The organism is Streptosporangium sp. NPDC050148 (assembly GCF_055586505.1).
This window is the reverse complement of record NZ_JBVJIA010000041.1, coordinates 1-17,872: the sequence shown is the minus strand read 5'-3', so window position 1 is coordinate 17,872 and position 17,872 is coordinate 1. Positions and strand designations below refer to the sequence as shown.

12 protein-coding genes are annotated in these 17,872 nt (G+C 74.4%); 8 read left to right on the top strand and 4 right to left on the bottom strand.

Annotated elements, in window-relative coordinates; all coding sequences use genetic code 11:
* Positions 1 to 76 precede the first annotated feature (76 nt).
* Genes ACZ6RT_RS32455 through ACZ6RT_RS32440 form a run of 4 tightly spaced genes read left to right on the top strand, consistent with a single transcriptional unit; the run spans position 77 to position 6,028 of the window.
* On the top strand, positions 77 to 664 hold the full coding sequence (locus ACZ6RT_RS32455) for an NADPH-dependent FMN reductase (protein WP_399185802.1): 588 nt from the start codon (positions 77 to 79) through the stop codon (positions 662 to 664).
* 35 nt (positions 665 to 699) lie between these two features.
* Entirely contained in the window at positions 700 to 1,683 is a 984-nt protein-coding gene (locus ACZ6RT_RS32450; RefSeq protein WP_399185803.1) for a zinc-binding dehydrogenase, read from the top strand.
* A 46-nt stretch (positions 1,684 to 1,729) separates the two neighbouring features.
* Positions 1,730 to 4,462: an ATP-binding protein gene (locus ACZ6RT_RS32445; RefSeq protein WP_470157657.1), complete on the top strand. Its 2,733-nt coding sequence runs from the start codon at positions 1,730 to 1,732 to the stop codon at positions 4,460 to 4,462.
* Between the two features lie 30 nt (positions 4,463 to 4,492).
* A complete protein-coding gene (locus tag ACZ6RT_RS32440; protein ID WP_470157655.1) occupies positions 4,493 to 6,028 on the top strand; it encodes a DUF885 family protein in 1,536 nt (511 codons plus the stop codon).
* Positions 6,029 to 6,101: 73 nt separating this feature from the next.
* Here the strand turns inward: ACZ6RT_RS32440 and ACZ6RT_RS32435 are convergent, their stop codons facing one another.
* Positions 6,102 to 6,848, bottom strand: coding sequence for an SDR family NAD(P)-dependent oxidoreductase (locus ACZ6RT_RS32435; RefSeq protein WP_470157654.1), 747 nt, complete (start codon positions 6,846 to 6,848; stop codon positions 6,102 to 6,104).
* 114 nt (positions 6,849 to 6,962) lie between these two features.
* Between ACZ6RT_RS32435 and ACZ6RT_RS32430 the strand changes: the two genes are divergently transcribed.
* From ACZ6RT_RS32430 to ACZ6RT_RS32420, 3 genes are all read left to right on the top strand, one after another.
* Positions 6,963 to 7,796: an SDR family NAD(P)-dependent oxidoreductase gene (locus ACZ6RT_RS32430; RefSeq protein ID WP_399185807.1), complete on the top strand. Its 834-nt coding sequence runs from the start codon at positions 6,963 to 6,965 to the stop codon at positions 7,794 to 7,796.
* A 40-nt stretch (positions 7,797 to 7,836) separates the two neighbouring features.
* The gene (gene guaA / locus ACZ6RT_RS32425) at positions 7,837 to 9,438 is read left to right on the top strand and encodes a glutamine-hydrolyzing GMP synthase (RefSeq protein WP_399186090.1); all 1,602 of its coding nucleotides are present in this window, start codon (positions 7,837 to 7,839) and stop codon (positions 9,436 to 9,438) included.
* 77 nt (positions 9,439 to 9,515) lie between these two features.
* On the top strand, positions 9,516 to 10,997 hold the full coding sequence (locus ACZ6RT_RS32420) for an acyltransferase family protein (protein ID WP_470157652.1): 1,482 nt from the start codon (positions 9,516 to 9,518) through the stop codon (positions 10,995 to 10,997).
* On the opposite strand, the gene ACZ6RT_RS32415 is transcribed toward ACZ6RT_RS32420, so the two are convergent.
* Positions 10,901 to 11,725, bottom strand: a complete 825-nt coding sequence (locus ACZ6RT_RS32415) for a polysaccharide deacetylase family protein (RefSeq protein ID WP_470157650.1) — start codon at positions 11,723 to 11,725, stop codon at positions 10,901 to 10,903. The two genes, ACZ6RT_RS32420 and ACZ6RT_RS32415, sit on opposite strands and share 97 nt — an antisense overlap.
* Positions 11,726 to 11,989: 264 nt before the next feature.
* On the opposite strand from ACZ6RT_RS32415, the gene ACZ6RT_RS32410 reads away from it, so the two are divergent.
* Positions 11,990 to 13,663, top strand: a complete 1,674-nt coding sequence (locus ACZ6RT_RS32410; protein WP_470157648.1) for a hypothetical protein — start codon at positions 11,990 to 11,992, stop codon at positions 13,661 to 13,663.
* Between the two features lie 108 nt (positions 13,664 to 13,771).
* Here the strand turns inward: ACZ6RT_RS32410 and ACZ6RT_RS32405 are convergent, their stop codons facing one another.
* Together ACZ6RT_RS32405 and ACZ6RT_RS32400 are read right to left on the bottom strand one after the other, a co-directional pair.
* Positions 13,772 to 14,899: a glycosyltransferase gene (locus ACZ6RT_RS32405; RefSeq protein WP_470157646.1), complete on the bottom strand. Its 1,128-nt coding sequence runs from the start codon at positions 14,897 to 14,899 to the stop codon at positions 13,772 to 13,774.
* Positions 14,900 to 15,032: 133 nt separating this feature from the next.
* Positions 15,033 to 17,747 carry a CDP-glycerol glycerophosphotransferase family protein gene (locus ACZ6RT_RS32400; protein WP_470157644.1) on the bottom strand — a complete coding sequence of 905 codons (2,715 nt, stop codon included), beginning with the start codon at positions 17,745 to 17,747 and terminating at the stop codon, positions 15,033 to 15,035.
* Positions 17,748 to 17,872: the final 125 nt, after the last annotated feature.

Here is a 17,872-nt window from a genome sequence, read left to right as displayed (position 1 = left end):
GCGGGACACCAGTCATATGACTCATGCGGCGCCGTCCCGCCTTCTCCTACCGTCGGTGTCACCGACCGAACGAGGCATGAAGGAGATCACGGTGTCCCAGGACCGGCTGCGTCTGGCGATCATCATCGGCAGCACCAGGGAGGGCCGTTTCGCCCCGACCGTGGCCCGGTGGTTCACCGGCCGTGCCGAGCAGCACGGCGACATGGACGTCGACGTGCTGGACCTGGCCGAGGCCCGGCTGCCCGCCACGCTCACGAACGAGCCCCCGCCCGAGGTGGCCGCGCTCACCCCGCGGCTGGCCGCGGCCGACGCGTACGTCGTCGTGACCCCCGAGTACAACCACAGCTTCCCCGCGTCGCTCAAGAGCGCCATCGACTGGCACTTCACCGAATGGCAGGCCAAGCCGATCGGTTTCGTCTCCTACGGGGGCATGGCCGGAGGGCTGCGCGCGGTGGAGCACCTGCGGCAGGTGTTCGCCGAGCTGCACGCGGTGACCGTCCGCGACACGGTCAGCTTCCACGGCGCGCACAACCGGTTCGACCCCGACGGCCGGCCCCGCAGACCCGAGGAGTGCGACGCGGCGGCCACGTCCATGCTCGGCCAGCTCGCCTGGTGGGCCCGCGCGCTGCGGGAGGCCAGGTCCAGGCGGCCCTACACCGGCTGATCCGTCCCCTCACCGAACCGATTCAGGAGATCGTCATGCACGCCATCCGGCAGTACGCCTTCGGCCCCGCCGAGAACCTGCTCCACGAGGAGGTCGAGGACCCCTCGCCCGGCCCGGGACAGGTCCGCATCGCGGTACGGGCCGCCGGGGTCCACCTCATGGACACCTCGATCCGCGCCGGTTCCGCCGACGAGCTGCCCTTCCCGCTCCCGGACCTGCCGATGACCCCCGGCCGCGAGGTGGCCGGCGTCGTCGACGCGGTGGGCGAGGGCGTCGAGGAGAGCTGGCTGGGCCGCCGGGTCGTCGCCCACCTGGGCCTGGCCAGCGGCGGCTACGCCGAGTTCGCGGTCCGCGAGGCCGAGGCGGTGCACGCGCTCCCCGACGGCCTGGCGGACGACGTCGCGGTGGCGATGATCGGCACCGGCCGCACCACCATGGGCATCCTCGACGTCGGGCAGATCGTGCAGGACGACGTGGTGCTGGTGACCGCGGCCGCCGGCGGGATCGGCAACCTGCTCGTCCAGGCGGCGCGGAACATCGGCGCGACCGTCGTGGGCGTGGCCGGCGGCCCGGCCAAGACCGAGCGGGTCCGACGGCTGGGGGCGTCGATCGCCGTCGACTACGACACGCCGGACTGGGGCGGCCGGGTGCGCGACGCGCTGAACGGGCGCGAGGTGACGGTGGCCTTCGACGGGGTCGGCGGCACCCTGGGCCGTACCGCCCTGGAACTGCTCGGCGTCGGCGGCCGGTTCGTCATGTTCGGCTGGTCGGCGGGGAAGCCGACCGAGCTGTCCACCGATGACCTCTACGCCCGCTGCCTGACCGCCTCGGTCGCTCTGGGCCCGCGGATCCTGAAGGCGCCCGGGGGGCTGCGCGGCCTGGAGGAGCGCTCGCTCGCCGAGGCGGCGTCCGGCCGGCTCGTCCCCGAGGTCCAGCGGTTCGCGCTCGCCGAGGCCGCGCTGGCGCACACCGCCCTGGAGACGCGGGCCACCGTGGGCAAGGTCGTGCTGGTCCCCTGAGCCGGTCACCTGCGGGCCGCGGACAACGGTTGAGTAGTTTTTAGTCATGTTCCACGGGCGGACCGACGAGCTGGCGGTCATCGACCGCCTCCTGGCCGACGCCCGCGGCCGCCGGAGCGGGGCCCTGGTCGTCCGCGGGGAGGCCGGGATCGGGAAGTCCGCCCTGCTCGACCACGCGGCGGCGGAGGCCGGTGACATGCGGGTGCTGCGCGGGGTCGGGATCGAGTCGGAGAGCGAGCTGCCGTTCGCCGGCCTGCACCTGCTCCTGCGGGGGGTCGCGGACCACGTCGACGCCCTCCCCGACAGGCAGGCGCGGGCCCTGCGCGGCGCGCTGGGGATGGCGCCCGTGTCCGGCGGCGACCGGTTCCTGACCGGCCTGGCGGTCCTGACCCTGCTGGCGGACCTCGCCGAGGACCGCCCGCTGCTGTGCCTGGTCGACGACGCCCACTGGCTCGACCACGCCTCCGCCGAGGTCCTGCTGTTCGCCGCCCGCCGCCTCGGCGCCGAGGGCATCGCCCTGGTCTTCGCCGCCCGCGACCTGCACGCGCCCGCCTTCCCCGCGCCCGGCCTCGCCGAGATGCGCCTGTCCGGGCTGGACGGGACGACCGCCGCGGACCTGCTGGCCGGGCACGCCGCCGACCTGCCCCGGCACGTGCGGGAGCAGATCCTGCGCGAGGCCCGGGGCAACCCGCTGGCCCTGCTGGAGCTGTCGGCCGCGCAGCGCGAGGGCCAGCTGCCCGCCTACCCGTACAACCTGGGAACGCTGCCGACGCACAGCCGGATCCAGCAGACCTTCACCGACCGGATCGCCACCCTGCCCGAGCGCACCCGCACCCTCCTGCTGGTCGCCGCGGCCGACGACACCGGCGATCCGGCCGTCGTGCTCGGGGCCGCCGCGCGGCTCGGCGCGGACGTCGAGGACCTGGAACCGGCCGAGCACAGGCGCCTGCTGCTCTTCACCGAGGACCGGCTGGTCTTCCGGCACCCGCTGATCCGGGCCGCCGCCTACCGGGGGGCCACGCTGAGCCGGCGGATCGCGGTGCACCGGGCCCTGGCCGACACCCTGGAGGCGCACGCCGACGCCGACCGGCGCGCCTGGCACCTGGCCGCCGCCAGCACGCGTCCCGACGAGGAGGTCGCCGCCGCCCTGGAGCGCAGCGCCGAGCACGCGCGCGCACGCGGCGGGTACGCGGCGATCGCCGCGGCCTACGAACGCGCGGCCTCGCTCAGCCCCGACCGGCACGGCAGGGGCAGGCGCCTGGCCGCGGCGGCACGGGCCGCCGTCGACGCCGGGCAGCTCGACCGGGCCGTCGCCCTGGCCGACCAGGCCGTCCCGCACGCCCTGGACCCGACGACGGCGGCGGAGGTCGCCAGGGTCCGGGCCACCGTCGCCGGCGAGCGGGGACAGCCGAAGGTGGCCCACGAGATCCTCGCCGAGGCGGTGCTCTCCACCGCCGGGCACGACCCGGACACGACGGCGGCCATGCTCTTCGACGCGGTCGAGGCCGCCTGGTTCGCCGGTGACCTCGCGGCCGTCACCGGCGTCGTGGAACGGGCCCGCGCCCTGGGCCATGCCCCCGACGACCGCGTACGGGCCCTCGTCCGGGTGGCCGCGGGGCTCACCGGCCTGGCGGCCGACGAGGTCGGGGACGGGCTGCCGGCGCTGCGCGAACTGATCGGCCTCACGGCGGGCGGGCCGCACCGGGCGGGTTTCCGGGAGCGCGCGCGGGTCACCTGGTGGCACCTGATGCTCGGTGAGCACGTCGCGGCCCACGACCTGGCCGTCGCCCTGGTGCGGGACTGCCGTACCGAGGGCGCGATCGGCGTGCTGCCGCGGGCCCTGGCGCTGCTGGCCAGGGCGCAGATGCCCCAGGGGCGGTACCGCGACGCGCTGGCGAGCGGCACCGAGGGGCTGCGCATCGCGCACGACACCGGTCAGAGCGACCACGAGGGCTACCACGCGGTCGTCCTGGCCCAGATCGCGGCCGTCGAGGGCGACCAGGAGCGCTGCGCCGACCTGGTGAAGGAGGTCCTGGCGCGGGGGACCGGGGCGAACCCGGTGTGGGCCGCGTGCGCGCTCAGCCTGCTCGACCTCGGCCTCGGCAGGCACGAGGCCGCCCTGCACCGGCTGGAGGGCGTCACGGCCGGCCCCAACCGGCTGGACACCCTCTCCAGCCTGCCCGACCTCGTCGAGGCCGCGGCCCGCCTCGGGCTGCCCGGACGCGCGGCGGAGTCCTGCCGCCGCTACCGGGGCTGGGCCGAGCAGTCCGGGCAGCCCTGGGCCGGTGCCGTCGCGCTGCGGTGCCGGGCGCTGCTCGCCGACGACGAGGAGGCCGGCGCGTACTACGAGCGGGCGGTCCGGCTGCACCGCACCGGGGAACGCCCCTTCGACCGGGCCAGGACCGAGCTGCTCTACGGCGAATGGCTGCGCCGCTCCCGCCGCAGGTCGGACGCCCGCCCGCCGCTCCGCTCCGCCCTGGAGATCTTCGAACGGCTCGGCGCCGCACCGTGGGCCGCCCGTGCCCGCACCGAGCTGCGCGCCTCCGGCGAGAGCCTGGCCGCGCGGGATCGCGGCACCGGCCCGCTGAGCCGTCTCTCCCCGCAGGAGTTCCAGGTCGTACGGCTCGCCGCGGCGGGTCTGAGCAACCGCGACATCGGCGCCCAGCTCTTCCTCAGCCCCAGGACCGTGGGCCACCACCTGTACAACGCCTATCCCAAGCTGGGCGTCGCCACCCGGGGCGAGCTCGCCCGGCTCGACCTCTCGGCGGAGACGGGCTAGCGGCGCGTCCCCTGTTGTAGCGTCGCGGTCATGACCGAACTCGACGGCCGCCTTCGTGCGGTTTGCGACCTCACCGTCTCCGGCGTCAGGGAAATGGCCGGGCGGCACGAGTACGACGGCATGATCCAGGACCTGTCCCCGGAGGGGGTGCGCGCCGGGCTGGCCGCGCTGGGCCGGGGGCCGCTGCCCGCCGACCCCTACGACGCCGCCCACCTGCAGATCTTCGAGGAGGCCATGCGGGTGCAGTTCGGCGAGCTGCAGCTGCACCGGCGCAACCCCCTGGAGCACCTGGGCAACCTCGACCTGGCCACCTACGACCGCGACTACGCGCCCGAGGCCGACCGGGAGGCCGCCAAGCAGGCCCACCTCGCCCTGTGGCCCGAGGCGGTGGACCACGCGATCGCCTCCCTCGACCTGCTCAGCGCCCCCGTCGCGACCGCGCTGCTCGGAGCGGTGCGCGGCCTGGCGTCCGGGGTGCCCGGGGACGCGAAGGAGAGCGCGCGCGAGGCCGCGTTCAGGGCCCACGCCCGGCTGGTGGAGCACGTCGAGAAGGCCGCCCGTTCCGGGGACCCGGACGCCTCCCTCGGCGCCGACGGCCTGGCCCGGCTGATGGGCGCGGGCGAGGGCCTCCCGGTCGACCTGGGACGGCTCGCCGAGCGCGCCGACGCCGAGCGCGACCGGCTGATGGCCCGGCTGGCGGAGTCCTGCGCGGCCCTGGGCTTCGCCGACCGGCAGCCGCTGGAGGTCGCGCGCGAGCTCGTCAGGGACCACCCCGGTCCCGAGGGCGTGATCGAGGCGGCCAGGATCGGCACCGAGCGGGCGATCGCGTTCACCCGGGAGAGGGACCTGGTGCCCCACCACGACGGGGAGTGCCTGGTCGGCATCGCGCCCGAGTCGCGCCGGTGGAGCATGGCCATGATGAGCTGGGCGGCACCGGGCGAGCCCGACGGTCCCTCCTGGTACCACGTCACCCCGCCCGACCCCTCCTGGCCCGAACGCGACATCGAGGAGTGGCTGGAGGTCTTCAGCGAGACCACGCTCCCGGCGATCAACGTGCACGAGGTCGCCCCCGGGCACTTCTCGCACGGCCGCGCCCTGCGCCACGTCCGCTCCGAGGTGCGGCGCACGCTGATGTCGCTGGCCTTCGCCGAGGGCTGGGCGCACTACGCCGAGGAACTCTGCGTGGAGGAGGGCTTCGCGCCCGACGACCCGCGTTTCGAGATCGGCGTGTGCCTGGAGGCGCTGCTGCGGGTGACCCGGCTGGCCTGCGCGATCGGCGTGCACTCCGGCGCGATGACCGTCGAGGAGGGGGCCCGCCGCTTCACCGCCGACACCCACATCGCCGGTCCCGCGGCCCTGTCGGAGGCGGCGCGTGCCACCTTCGACCCCACCTACGGCCGCTACACCTGGGGCAAGCTGGAGATCCTCGACCTGCGTGAGCGCGCCAGGGCCGAATGGGGCTCCGGGTTCGGGCTCAACCGCTTCCACACCGCCATGCTCGCCCTCGGCTCGCCGCCGCTCGGCCTGCTCGGCCACGCGCTGGGGACGGCGCCCGTTCCCGCGTGAGGATCCCGGCGGGCGGGCCCGCGGGGCCCTTCTCGCGCTCGGCGACCGGTGATCGCCGCCCGTCGATCACCGGTCAGCGGTCCACGGCCGTGGTCCCGCCGTCGACGACCAGGTGGGCGCCGGTGATGAAGGACGCCTCGTCGCTCAGCAGGAACCGTACGGCCGCGGCGACCTCGCCGGGGCGGCCCAGGCGGCCCAGGGGCGACCTGGTCCTGAAGGACTCCAGGTGGCCGGGGTCGCCACCGGTGGCGTGGACGAGCATCGGGGTGTCGATGTAGCCGGGGCAGACGGCGTTCACCCGGATCGGCACCAGCTCGTGGGCCATGGACCGGGTCAGGCCGAGCATCCCGGCCTTGGAGGAGCAGTACGCCGGGATGAACGCCTGCCCGACCAGGCCCTCGATGGAGGAGACGCCGACGACCGCGGCGCCCTCCTGCCCGCGCAGGTCCGGCAGCAGGGCCTTGACCAGCAGGGCGTGCGCGCGCAGGTTGACGTCGAGGACCGCGTCCCAGGCGTCCTCGGTCAGGTCGCCGAGGGCCGTGGGCGCGGCGATCCCGGCCGCGTGGACCAGCCCGCCGATCGGCCCGAGGGCGTCGCGGCCGGCGGCGATCGCGGCGGGGAAGGCCGAGGCGTCGGTGACGTCGACGGTCACGGCGACCGCGGCGGCCCCGTTCATGGCGACGAACGAGGCGGTCTCCTTGGCACCCGGCCCGTCCAGGTCCCAGATCGCGACCGGGCGCCCGGCCTCGGCCAGCGCCAGCGCGCAGGCCCGGCCGATCCCCGACGCCCCGCCGGTGACGACGACTGCGCTGCTCGTCATGGGGCCTCCTCGACCGCCGGTGGTCTCCAACGTTAACTTGGTGGCCGATCGGTCGCCAGGTGCGCCACGGCCCGCGACGGCGCGGGACGCGCGCCACCGGCCCAAGGAGGCACGATGCGGGAACTGTCGGGCAAGGTCGCGGTCGTCACCGGCGCGGGCGGCGGCATCGGCAGGGCCCTCGCGCTCGCCCTGGCCGCGGAGGGCACGACCCTGATGCTCGCCGACGTCGACCCCGGAGGGCTCGCGGAGACCGCCTCGCTGGTGGAGGGGGTCACGGTGCTCACCGAGATCACCGACGTCTCCGACCCGGTGGCCGTGGAGCACCTGGCCGACCGGACCTTCGGCGAGCTGGGCGCCGTGCACGTGCTCTGCAACAACGCGGGCGTCTTCCAGGGCGGCCGGATCTGGACCAGGGAGCCCGAGGACTTCGCCTGGCTGCTCGGGGTGAACCTGTGGGGGGTGCTGCACGGCATCCGGGCCTTCGTCCCCCGCATGATCGAGCAGGACACCGAGGGGCACATCGTCAACACGGTCTCGGTCGCGGGGCTGTTCGCCGCCCCGCTCGCCGGGGCCTACTCGGTCTCGAAGTACGCCGCGTTCGCGGCGTCGCAGGCCCTGGCCCAGGATCTCGCGTCGGTCTCCTCCCGGCTCCGGGTGACGGCGCTCTGCCCGGGAGGGGTGCGGACCGGGATCAACCGCTCCGAGCGGGTCCGCCCGGAGCCCCTGCGGGTCGCCGGGCGGACCGAGGACGAGGCGCTCTCCGGGGAGATCATCGACGGGATCGTGGAGGGGGGCGTCGACCCGGCCGCGGTGGCGCTCGCGGCGCTGGAGGCCATCCGCGAGGAGCGCTTCCTGGCCCTGACCCACCCCGGCTACGCGCAGGGCCTGCGCGATCAGACCGACGCCCTCCTGGCCGGGGCCGTACCCCCCTTTCCCCGCCACGGATAGGCACTCCCCCGTACCCGAACGGGCGCGCGGGCGGGCGCCGATAGACTGGCACGACCGCTCTGTTCCCTTCGGGGGTTCTTTTGGGGGTCTTGTGTCTGAGTTCGACACGGTCCTGGTCGTCGACTTCGGCGCGCAGTACGCGCAGCTGATCGCGCGACGGGTGCGTGAATGCCACGTCTACTCCGAGATCGTCCCCTCGACGATGCCGGTGGAGGAGATGATGGCCAGGAAGCCCAAGGCCGTCATCCTGTCCGGTGGCCCGTCGTCGGTGTACGCCGAGGGCGCCCCGGCCGCCCCCGCGGGCCTGTTCGGCACCGGCGTGCCCACCTTCGGCATCTGCTACGGCTTCCAGGTCATGGCCCAGGAGCTCGGCGGCGAGGTGGCCAGGACCGGCACCGCCGAGTACGGCGGCACCCACCTGGACGTGAGCGACCAGGGCGTGCTCTTCGCCGGGCTGCCCCGCAGCCAGTCGGTCTGGATGTCCCACGGCGACAGCGTCTCGGCCGCCCCCGAGGGGTTCCTCGTCACCGCCGCGACCGCCCAGACGCCCGTGGCCGCCTTCGAGCACCCCGAGCTGGGGCTGTACGGCGTCCAGTTCCACCCCGAGGTGTTGCACTCCGAGCACGGCCAGGCCGTGCTCAAGCGCTTCCTCGACGCCGCGGGCTGCCGCCCCTCCTGGACGATGCTCAACATCGTCGAGGACGCGGTCGAGGCGATCCGCGCCCAGATCGGCCCCGAGGGCCGCGCCATCTGCGGCCTGTCGGGCGGCGTCGACTCCGCGGTGGCCGCCGCCATGGTCCAGCGGGCCATCGGTGACCGCCTGACCTGCGTCTTCGTCGACCACGGGCTGCTGCGCAAGGGCGAGGCCGAGCAGGTCGAGCGCGACTTCGTGGCCGCCACCGGCGTCAAGCTCCGGGTGGCCGACGCCCAGGAGCGCTTCCTGAAGGCGCTCGACGGGGTCACCGACCCCGAGGAGAAGCGCAAGATCATCGGCCGCGAGTTCATCAGGGTCTTCGAGGACGAGCAGCGCGCCATCCTGGCCGACGGGCCCGTCGACTTCCTCGTCCAGGGCACCCTGTACCCGGACGTGGTCGAGTCCGGCGGCGGCACCGGCACCGCCAACATCAAGTCCCACCACAACGTCGGCGGCCTCCCCGACGACCTGCGGTTCTCACTGGTCGAGCCGCTGCGCGCACTGTTCAAGGACGAGGTCCGCCGGGCCGGCGAGGAGCTGGGCCTGCCCGCCGCCATGGTCTGGCGCCAGCCGTTCCCCGGCCCCGGCCTGGGCATCCGCATCGTCGGCGCGGTCAGCCGCGAGCGCCTGGAGATCCTCCGCGAGGCCGACGCCATCGCCCGGGAGGAGCTGACCCGCGCCGGTCTCGACCGGGACATCTGGCAGTGCCCGGTCGTGCTGCTCGCCGACGTCCGCTCGGTGGGCGTCCAGGGCGACGGCCGCACCTACGGTCACCCGGTCGTGCTCCGCCCGGTCTCCAGCGAGGACGCCATGACCGCCGACTGGTCCCGCGTCCCGTACGACGTGCTCGCCCGGATCTCCACCCGCATCACCAACGAGGTCCGCGAGATCAACAGGGTGGTCCTCGACGTGACCAGCAAGCCGCCGGGCACCATCGAGTGGGAGTGACCCTCCGGGGGGAGTGATCGGTCGGCTCGTCGCCGACGGCAAGGCTTCGCAAAGTGCCGGACGGTAGGTTGGGGCGGGTGTCCTCCACCTCTCCGATCGGCGCCGGCGCCCCCCCGGCCTCCGCCGCCCGCCTGGCGTGGCTCGACGCGCTGCGCGGCATCGGCGCCGTCGCCGTCATGCTGGAACACCTGCTGCCCTGGTTCATGCCCTCCCTGAGGCCGTACTGGTTCAACCTCGGCATGTACGGCGTCCTGGTGTTCTTCCTGGTCAGCGGCTACATCATCCCGGTCTCGCTGGAGCGGCGCGGGGACGTGCGGGCCTTCTGGATCAGCCGGGTGTTCCGGCTGTACCCGATCTACCTGCTGGTCGTGGCCGGGGTGCTGGTGGCGGCGATCTGGATGCCGGTCCGCGAGCAGGTGCCCAGGGACCTGTCGTCGGTCTTCGCGCACGCCACGATGCTGCTGGACGTGGTGCACCGGGGCGGCCTGGCCGACACCATGTGGACGCTCTCGTACGAGATGGTCTTCTACCTGGTCGTGACCGCGCTGTTCGTCGGCGGGGCGCACCGGGCGAGCGGGACGATCGCGGTGGCCTTCGGGACGGTCGCGGTCGTCGCCGGGCTGGTGCTGACCGGGCCGCTGCTGCAGGGGCCCTGGCCCGCCCTGGTGTCGGGCCCGGTGTTCCTCGCGGGCCTGGCCTGCCTGGTCGGCGGCAGGTTCCGCAGGAGCGCCGCCTACGTGCTGGGCGCGATGGCCCTGGTGCTGCTGATCTTCTCCGGCTTCGTGCCGTGGCTGGGGGCGGTGATCCTGGCGGTGATGTTCGCCGGGACCGCGATCCGCCGCTGGGAGGAGGGGGCGGGAGGGCTCGTCCCGGTCGCGGCGACGGCCGTCCTGGTGGGCGTCACCCCCGTCTGGGCGCCCCAGGCGGGCTGGTGGTGGGTGCAGTCGGGGCCGTGGCTCGCGACCATGGTGCTGGCGGGGGCGACGTTCGCCGGGGGGATGGCCCTGCGCGGGCGCGAATTGCCCCGGTTCCTCGTCTGGCTGGGGCTGGTGAGCTACTCGGTCTACCTGCTGCACCATCCGCTGCTGCGGATCTTCCACGCCGTCGTCGGGGACGTGCGGGCCGCGGGGCAGGCGGTGCAGCTCCTGCTCAGCGCGGTGTTCGTGCTGACGGTGCTGGGCCTGAGCCTGCTCACCTACCGCTACGTGGAGCTTCCCATGCAGCGGCTGGGCAGGCGGCTGGCCCGCGGAGCGGCCGCGGGGAACGCCGGTGGCGCGGAGGGTGCGGAGGGAGCGACGGCCGCCGGGAGCACGAACGGCACGGACGGCACGGACGGCACGGTCGGTGCCGCCGGCACGCTCGGTGCGGCCGGGGCGGGGAACGCCGGTGGTGCGGGGGGTACGGCTCCCGGGCCGCCGTCCTCGGGCGACGGGGCTCGGGAGCCGTCCTGTGAGACCGCGGGTCAGGAACCGTCCGCCGGGGACTGCGCGAAGTCGTCCGGGTCGCCGGTGGGCGAGTCCGAGGCCAGGCCCTCGTCCTTCTCGGAGCCGACGGGGTAGACGTCCCCGGGTGCGGTGGCCTTGGCGCCGCGCAGCGAGGAGACCGACACCACGTGGTAGCCCTGCTTCTGCAGCGACGCCAGCAGCTTCGGCATCACCTTGACGGTCTGCTCCACCCAGTCGTGCATGAGGATGACGCCGTCACGCTTGGCGTTCTTGAGCACCTCGTCGTGGATGGCCTTCTCGTTCCTGGTCGCCCAGTCCCGCGAGCCGCCGTTCCACAGGATGATCGGCATGCCCATCTGCTTGGCGATCGCCGTGACCCGCTCGTCGAACTCGCCGTACGGGGGGCGGATCGTCGTCGGGTACTTGCCGGTGACCTTCTTGACGATGTCCTGGGTGTTGATCAGCTCGTCGCGGATCTTGTCCTCGGACACCTCCCGCAGGTGCGGGTGGGTGTAGCTGTGGTTGCCGATCTCGTGGCCCTCGGTGACCATCCGCTTGGCGAACGCGGGCCGGGACTTCACGTACTGGCCCTCAAGGAAGAACGTCGCCTTGGACTTGTACTTCTTGAAGGTGTCGAGCAGCTTGTCGGCGTACTTGCCGGGACCGTCGTCGAAGGTCAGCGCGATGCACTTGACCTTCGCGCAGTCCACGGGCACGGGCTTGGGGGCGGGCTTGGCCTTGCCCGTCTCCTTCGCCTTGGAGGTCGTTTCGGGCTTGTCCGCACTCCACGCGGTGGTCGGAACGGAAACCATGGCCAGCGCGCAGGATGCGGCCAGCAACATTCGGACAGGAGACTTCATGAGGGGAGCTCCGGGTCAAATCGACGTCGGTCGAAGGGGCATCCTATCGAGACGGCTGAGGCCTTCCGGGGCGGAAGAGTCACGATGTTCTGTGAAACCCCACCCCGCCGGAGCCGGGGGCGCTCCGGCGGGCGTGTCGCAAGCTTGGTGATTACCCAGGTCACGGCTGCGTATATCGGCGCGGGCGGCCGGGGCGGGTGGCCGATGATGGGCACCCGCCCGCTGCCGGAACCCGCTGGGAAGACCATGACGATCAGTACGGTGCGGCCGAGCGTTGCCGGGGAGAGACGGCGGGAGACCCCCGGTTCCCCGGCGGACCCCGGCCGGTGGTTCACGCTCGCCTGCTACGCGACCGGCCAGCTCGTGCTGCTCGGCTGGTGGCTCGCCTTCCATCCGGGGCTGATGAGCCCCGACTCCGTCACCTACGTCGAGCACGTCACGACGGGTCCCTGGGTGGCCGGGCAGTCGGTCGCCTACGACGCGCTGCTCGGGCTCTGCCTGTGGCTGACCGGGGACGTGTCCGGGGTCACCCTCCTGCAGACGGCCGCGATGGCCGCCGCGCTGGCCCACCTGGCGGGCGCGCTCCGGCCGCTGGGCCCGAGGCGGCGGTGGCTGCTCGTCGCGGTCGGGTGCGCCACGCTGTCGCCGCCGCTCGGCGCCTTCACCGTGACGATCTGGAAGGACGTGCCGTTCACGATCTGCGCGGTGCTGGCCGTGGGCACCGCGATCCGGCTCGCCTCCGGGCGCACCGCGCGCGGTCCGTCGGGCGGTCCGTCGGGTGGCCCGTCAGGCCGTCCTTCGGGTGGTCCGCCGGGTGGTCCGGCCGAGGACGCCGCGGGCCGTCCCGACGGTGACGCGGCACGTGGGTCCGCGGCCGGTCCCATGACCGGTCCCACGGCCGGTCCCGCCGGGGGTGCCGCGCGAGCCGGGTCCCGGCGGCGGGGCGGATCCCGGCGGCGGCGCAGGCCCGGCAACGGGTGGGTCTGGGACCGGCGTCACGCCGCCCTGGGCGCCGAGCTGCTCGGGCTCGGCCTGTTCCGCCACAACGGCTTCCTGGTCGCGCTGATCGCCGCCGTCCTGCTGGTCCTGCTGCTGCCCGGCGCCCGCCGGTGGGTGGCGGTGACGGCGGCCGGGGCGGTGGCCGTGCCCCCGCTGCTGCTGGGGGCCGGCTATCCGGCCCTGGGCATCGCGCCGCCGTCCCGCACGTTCGCCTACCAGACGGTCTTCGGCGACCTGGCCGTGGCGTACGGGGAGCGTCCCGAGCTGTTCGGCCGCGAGGAGCGGGCGCTGCTGGAGACCATCGCCCCGCCCGACGCCTGGCGGCGGGGGGCGACCTGCCAGACCATGGCGCGGATCTTCTTCGACCCCGCGTTCGGTCACGCCGCGGCCGAGCGGCGGATCTCCGACGTCCTGCGGCTGTGGCGGAGCCTGCTGGTCCGCGCGCCCGGCCTGATGCTCGGCACCCGCATCTGCCGCGCCGCGCTCGCCTGGCAGATCGGCTCGACCGCGGGCGAACCCGGCGGCGAGCTCTACCGCTTCTCGACGCACGACCCCCGGCTCCCCGCGGCCTGGGAGGGCACCGCGACGGCCTCGGTGATGCGGCAGCGGCCGTTCGTGCCGATCCTGCGGAGCGCCGGGCTGACCGCGCTGGACGCCGCCACGGTCAGGCAGTTCGAGTGGCTGCTGTGGCGGGGGCCCCTGTGGTGCTACCTCGCCTACGCCGCGGCCGCGCTGGCCTGGCGGCGTACCGGGAGCAGGGCGGCGACGGCCGGGGCCGCGGTGGTCGCGGGCCAGCAGCTCGGCGTGATCCTCACCAACACCGCGCCGGACTTCCGGTTCATGGTGACGCCGATCCTGGTGGGGATCCTGCTGACGCCGCTGCTGGCGCGGGAGGTACGGATCCTGGCGGCCCGCCGCTGACCCGCGGACCGGCCGTCCGGCGATCGCTCCCGCCGGGGCCGTCGCGGACCGGGCGTCCGGCCGCTCGTGCGATCGATCTCGCCGGAGGCCGACCCGCGGACCGGCCGCTCAGCGGTCGATCTCGTCGAAGAGCGCCTCCCACCGGTCCAGGACCCGGGGCAGCCGGTACTCGCCCATCCGCTCCCTGCCCCGCGCGCCCATCGCGCGGCGCAGCTCGGCATCGGACATGAGGCGTTCCAGCGCGGCGGCGAAGCTCGCGGCGTTGCCGGGCTCGGCCAGCATCCCGTTGTCCCCGTCCCGGACCAGGGTCCGCACGCCCGCCGAGGCGTCGCTGGCCACGGCGGGCAGGCCGCAGGCGGCGCCCTCGGCCAGCACCAGCCCCCATCCCTCGAAGTCGCTGCTCAGCGTGACGATGGAGGCGTCGAGGTACTCGGACTCGACGTCGGCGACCTGCCCCCGGAAGACGATCCGGTCGCCGAACCCGGTCTGCCACGCCTGCGCCTCCAGCGCCCCCCGCAGCGGCCCGTCACCGATGATGTGCAGCTCCCACCGCTCGGCGACGGCCGGGGCCGCGGCGGCGAAGGCGTCGATCAGCAGGTCGATCCGCTTGACCCGGACCAGCCGCCCCGCCGAGACGATCCGGGGGGTGCGCAGCGGGGCCGCGCGCTCGGGGAAGATCCCGACCGGGTTCAGCATGGTCCCGCAGTTGGCGAGCCGGTGGCCGGCGAAGGAGGTGGCGTAGTCCTCGCAGAGGAAGAGCGCCTTGTCGTAGTGGGCGTAGTGCTTCTTGATCAGCCTGAGGTTCGGGGACTCCACCGCCTCGGCGTACGACTGGTGGTACTGGCCGACCTTGGCGATGTGCTCCAGGGGCAGGTCGGCGATCCAGTGGGCGGCCCAGGGGGAGGCGACGACCAGGTAGCCGCCGCGGACCGGGTCGGTCAGCCGCAGCAGCCTCGTCCTGGCGGCCTCGACCTCCCGCGGGGAGCGCCGGGGCCTGCCCCTGCGCCACGGAAGCGCGCGGGCGGCGGCCTCGGGCGCGGGAGTGTCGTACAGCGTGGCGCGCCGGTAGAGGGGGTCGGCGACGTAGGTCTGCGGCTGCCTGGACGGGTTGATGCTGATCATGGTCACCCGGTGGCCGCGTGCCCCGAGTCCCTGGGCCAGGGTGTGGATCACCCGCTGGGACCCGCCCATCGAGTCGGCGTCGGTGCTGAGGAAGAAGACGTCGCGGGCTCTCATCGGATGATCTCCTGCGGGAAACGGGTGAAACGGGGGACGCGCCGGCGTCGCGCGGCCCGCCGGGGGCTCAGGGGACGCGGGGGACGCGGGGGCTCGTCGTCGCACGGCCTGTCCTCGGCCGTGGGGGACGCGGTCATCGGACGGCCTCCCCGAAGAAGGCGTCCACGACCCTGGCTGCGGACTGCCCGTCGTCGAGGCCGCACCAGCGCTCGCGGAAGCGGGCGTAGCGCTCGGCACAGGTCTGGGTGACCTCGTCGAGCCCGGCCAGCGCGCCGGCCAGCTCGCCGGTGTCGCGCAGCAGCGGCCCCGGCGCGACCTCGGCCAGGTCGAAGCAGACGCCCCGCTGGGCGGAGGCGTAGCTCTCGTGGTCGTCGACGTAGTACAGGATCGGCCGGCCGAGGCAGGCGTAGTCGAACATGATCGAGGAGTAGTCCGTCACCAGCACGTCCGAGGCCAGCATCAGGTCGTTCACCTCGGGGTACGCCGAGGCGTCCCGGACGAGGAAGCCCAGCGGGTCGGGCACCGAGAACCGGTCGTAGCGGTGGGCCCGGACCAGGATCACCCAGTCCGGGGGGAGCGCCTCGGCGAGGGCGGGCAGGTCCAGCCGGATCGAGTCGCCGCTGAAGCGCCCGCCGTCGCGGTAGGTGGGCGCGTACAGGACGACCCGTCTGCCCGCGGGGATCTCGAAGAACTCCCGTACCAGCCGCGCCCGCTCGCGCTGCGCGGGCTCGGCGTGCCGTACCAGCACGTCGTTGCGCGGGTAGCCCGCGTGCAGCGGCTCACCGTCGAAGCCGCTGGCCCGGGCGAAGTCGCGCTGGAAGTCGCGGCTCGGCGTGAGCAGCACGTCCCAGCGCGCCACGGCCTCGGCGTACCTCCTGGCCAGGGCGGGCTGCGTGCGGTGCCGGGGTTCCTCCAGGCCCATCTTCTTGAAGACCTGGCCGTGCCAGGTCTGCAGGTAGCGGGTTCCCCTGCGCTTGCGGTAGCAGTAGGGCAGGTTGTGGCTGTCCACCCAGTACCCGGCGCGGGCCAGCGTCCAGGCGTAGCGGAAGGTGTCGCGCCGGACGAGGTCGACGTCCTCGGGGAAGCGCTCGGGAACGCCCGCGTGCGACCAGACCGCCCGCAGCTCGGTGGCGCGCCGCTGCAGCTCCTCGTGGATGTAGCGCGGGTTGCCGGTGTAGTCGCTCCCCTCGGCCGACTCGAACAGCACCAGACGCCGGTTCACCGGCACGACCGCGCTGACCAGCCGGTAGAAGCGGCCCAGGTTGCGGGGGGTGGCGAGGTCGGCGAGCAGGCTCCTCCACAGCTCGGCCGGCCTGGGGAACCGCCGCCGGGGGACCGGGCCGAGCCTGCGCGCGGTGAGGCGGAACGGTGCGTCGGGCGAGGACTCCAGGACGAGCCGTCCCGGGCCGCCCGACACCCCCGAGCCCACGGACGCACCGGACGTCCCGGATGTCCCGAGCCTCCCGAGCCTCCCGAGGCTCCAGGACGTGCCGGACACCCGGGAGGCCCTAGATCCCCCGGAGCCTCCGGGCACCCCGGAACCCACCTCGCCCACGGAGGTGAACGACAGGCCGGGGGAGGCCAGCAGGGGCCTGACGTTGTGGCGCCCGCCCTCGCTCAGCACGACCATGACCGCCTGCGGCCGTACGACGCCGTCCGGCCAGACCAGGTCGGACAGGGCGATCGACACCGTCCCCTCCAGGACGACCGGCCCGTCCGGGGACCCGGTCCCTTCGGGCGACCCCGTCCCGTCCATGGATCCGGTTCCGTCCGGGCCGGTCGCCGCGGGCACCGGCGCGAACGGGATCGAGGCGATCGTCCTCCTCCTGCCGCCGAGGCGCAGCGACGCGGACGGCGCCCGGCCGTCGAGCACCCGGCCGGGGTCGTAGGTCCGTACCGTCAGGTCCACCCGGTCCCCGGACGCCTGCAGGTCGACCAGCTCGTGCCGCAGCAGCGCGCCGGTCAGCGGCTGTTCGGCCAGGTGCAGCTCGGTGACGTCCAGCTCGCTCCGCCCCCGCTCGTCCACCGGCGGCGTCGCCCCCCAGAACACCCGCCCGCCGTGCGCGACGACCTGCCGGGGCGGGATCGAGGAGGCGCCGCCCAGCTCGACGGCGGCGAGCGCCGCGTCGGCGCCGCGCCGCTCGCGGACGAGCTGGATGCAGACCCGCTCGGCCCGGCTCAGCCGCCGGATCGCCCCCGGCTCCAGGGTGTCGACGTACGGGATGACGATGCCGGCGAACTCGTCGATCCACCGCGGGTCGCGCAGCGGCAGGTCGCCCAGGTAGAGGCGGAGGTCGTGGGAGAGGAAGCGGAAGTCCTTGTCCTGCTTGAGGTCGAGGGAATGGGTCTCGGCCAGCACGCGGTCGCTCAGCTCGGCGGCCGTGACGCGCTGGCGCACGTTCTCCAGCTCGTGCCGCCGGGAGGAGATCGACCTGGTCGCCGGGGTGGCCGCGAGCAGCCAGCGGTAGACCGGCCACGGCACCAGGGCGAACAGCTTGCTCCGGCAGAACAGCTCGGTGGACCAGACGATGTCCTCGTGGTGGATGTCCTCGTGGAACCGGATGCCGGTGGCGTCCAGGAAGCTCCGCCGGTACAGCTTGTTGGTGGCCAGGCAGTTGAAGAGCAGCTCGGGCTCGGCGCGGATGCCCTCCACGGTCCGCCGCTCGGCGAACAGCTGCGGGTACCACAGGGTGACGGCGCCGGTCGCCTCGTCGACGCGCTCCACGGTGCCCATGACGAAGTCGGCGTCGGTGCGCTCGGCCTCCAGCAGCAGGCTCTTGCAGGCGTGCCGGGGCAGCTCGTCGTCGCTGTCGAGGAACATCAGGAAGGGCGCGCGGGCGGCGTCCATGCCGGTGTTGGGGGGGGGGGGGGGGGCCCCGCCCCCCCGCCCCCCACCCCCCCCCCCCACCCCCCTCCCCCTCCCTCTCCCTTCCCCTGCCCACCCCCCACCCTCTCCGCCAGCCCACCCCTCCC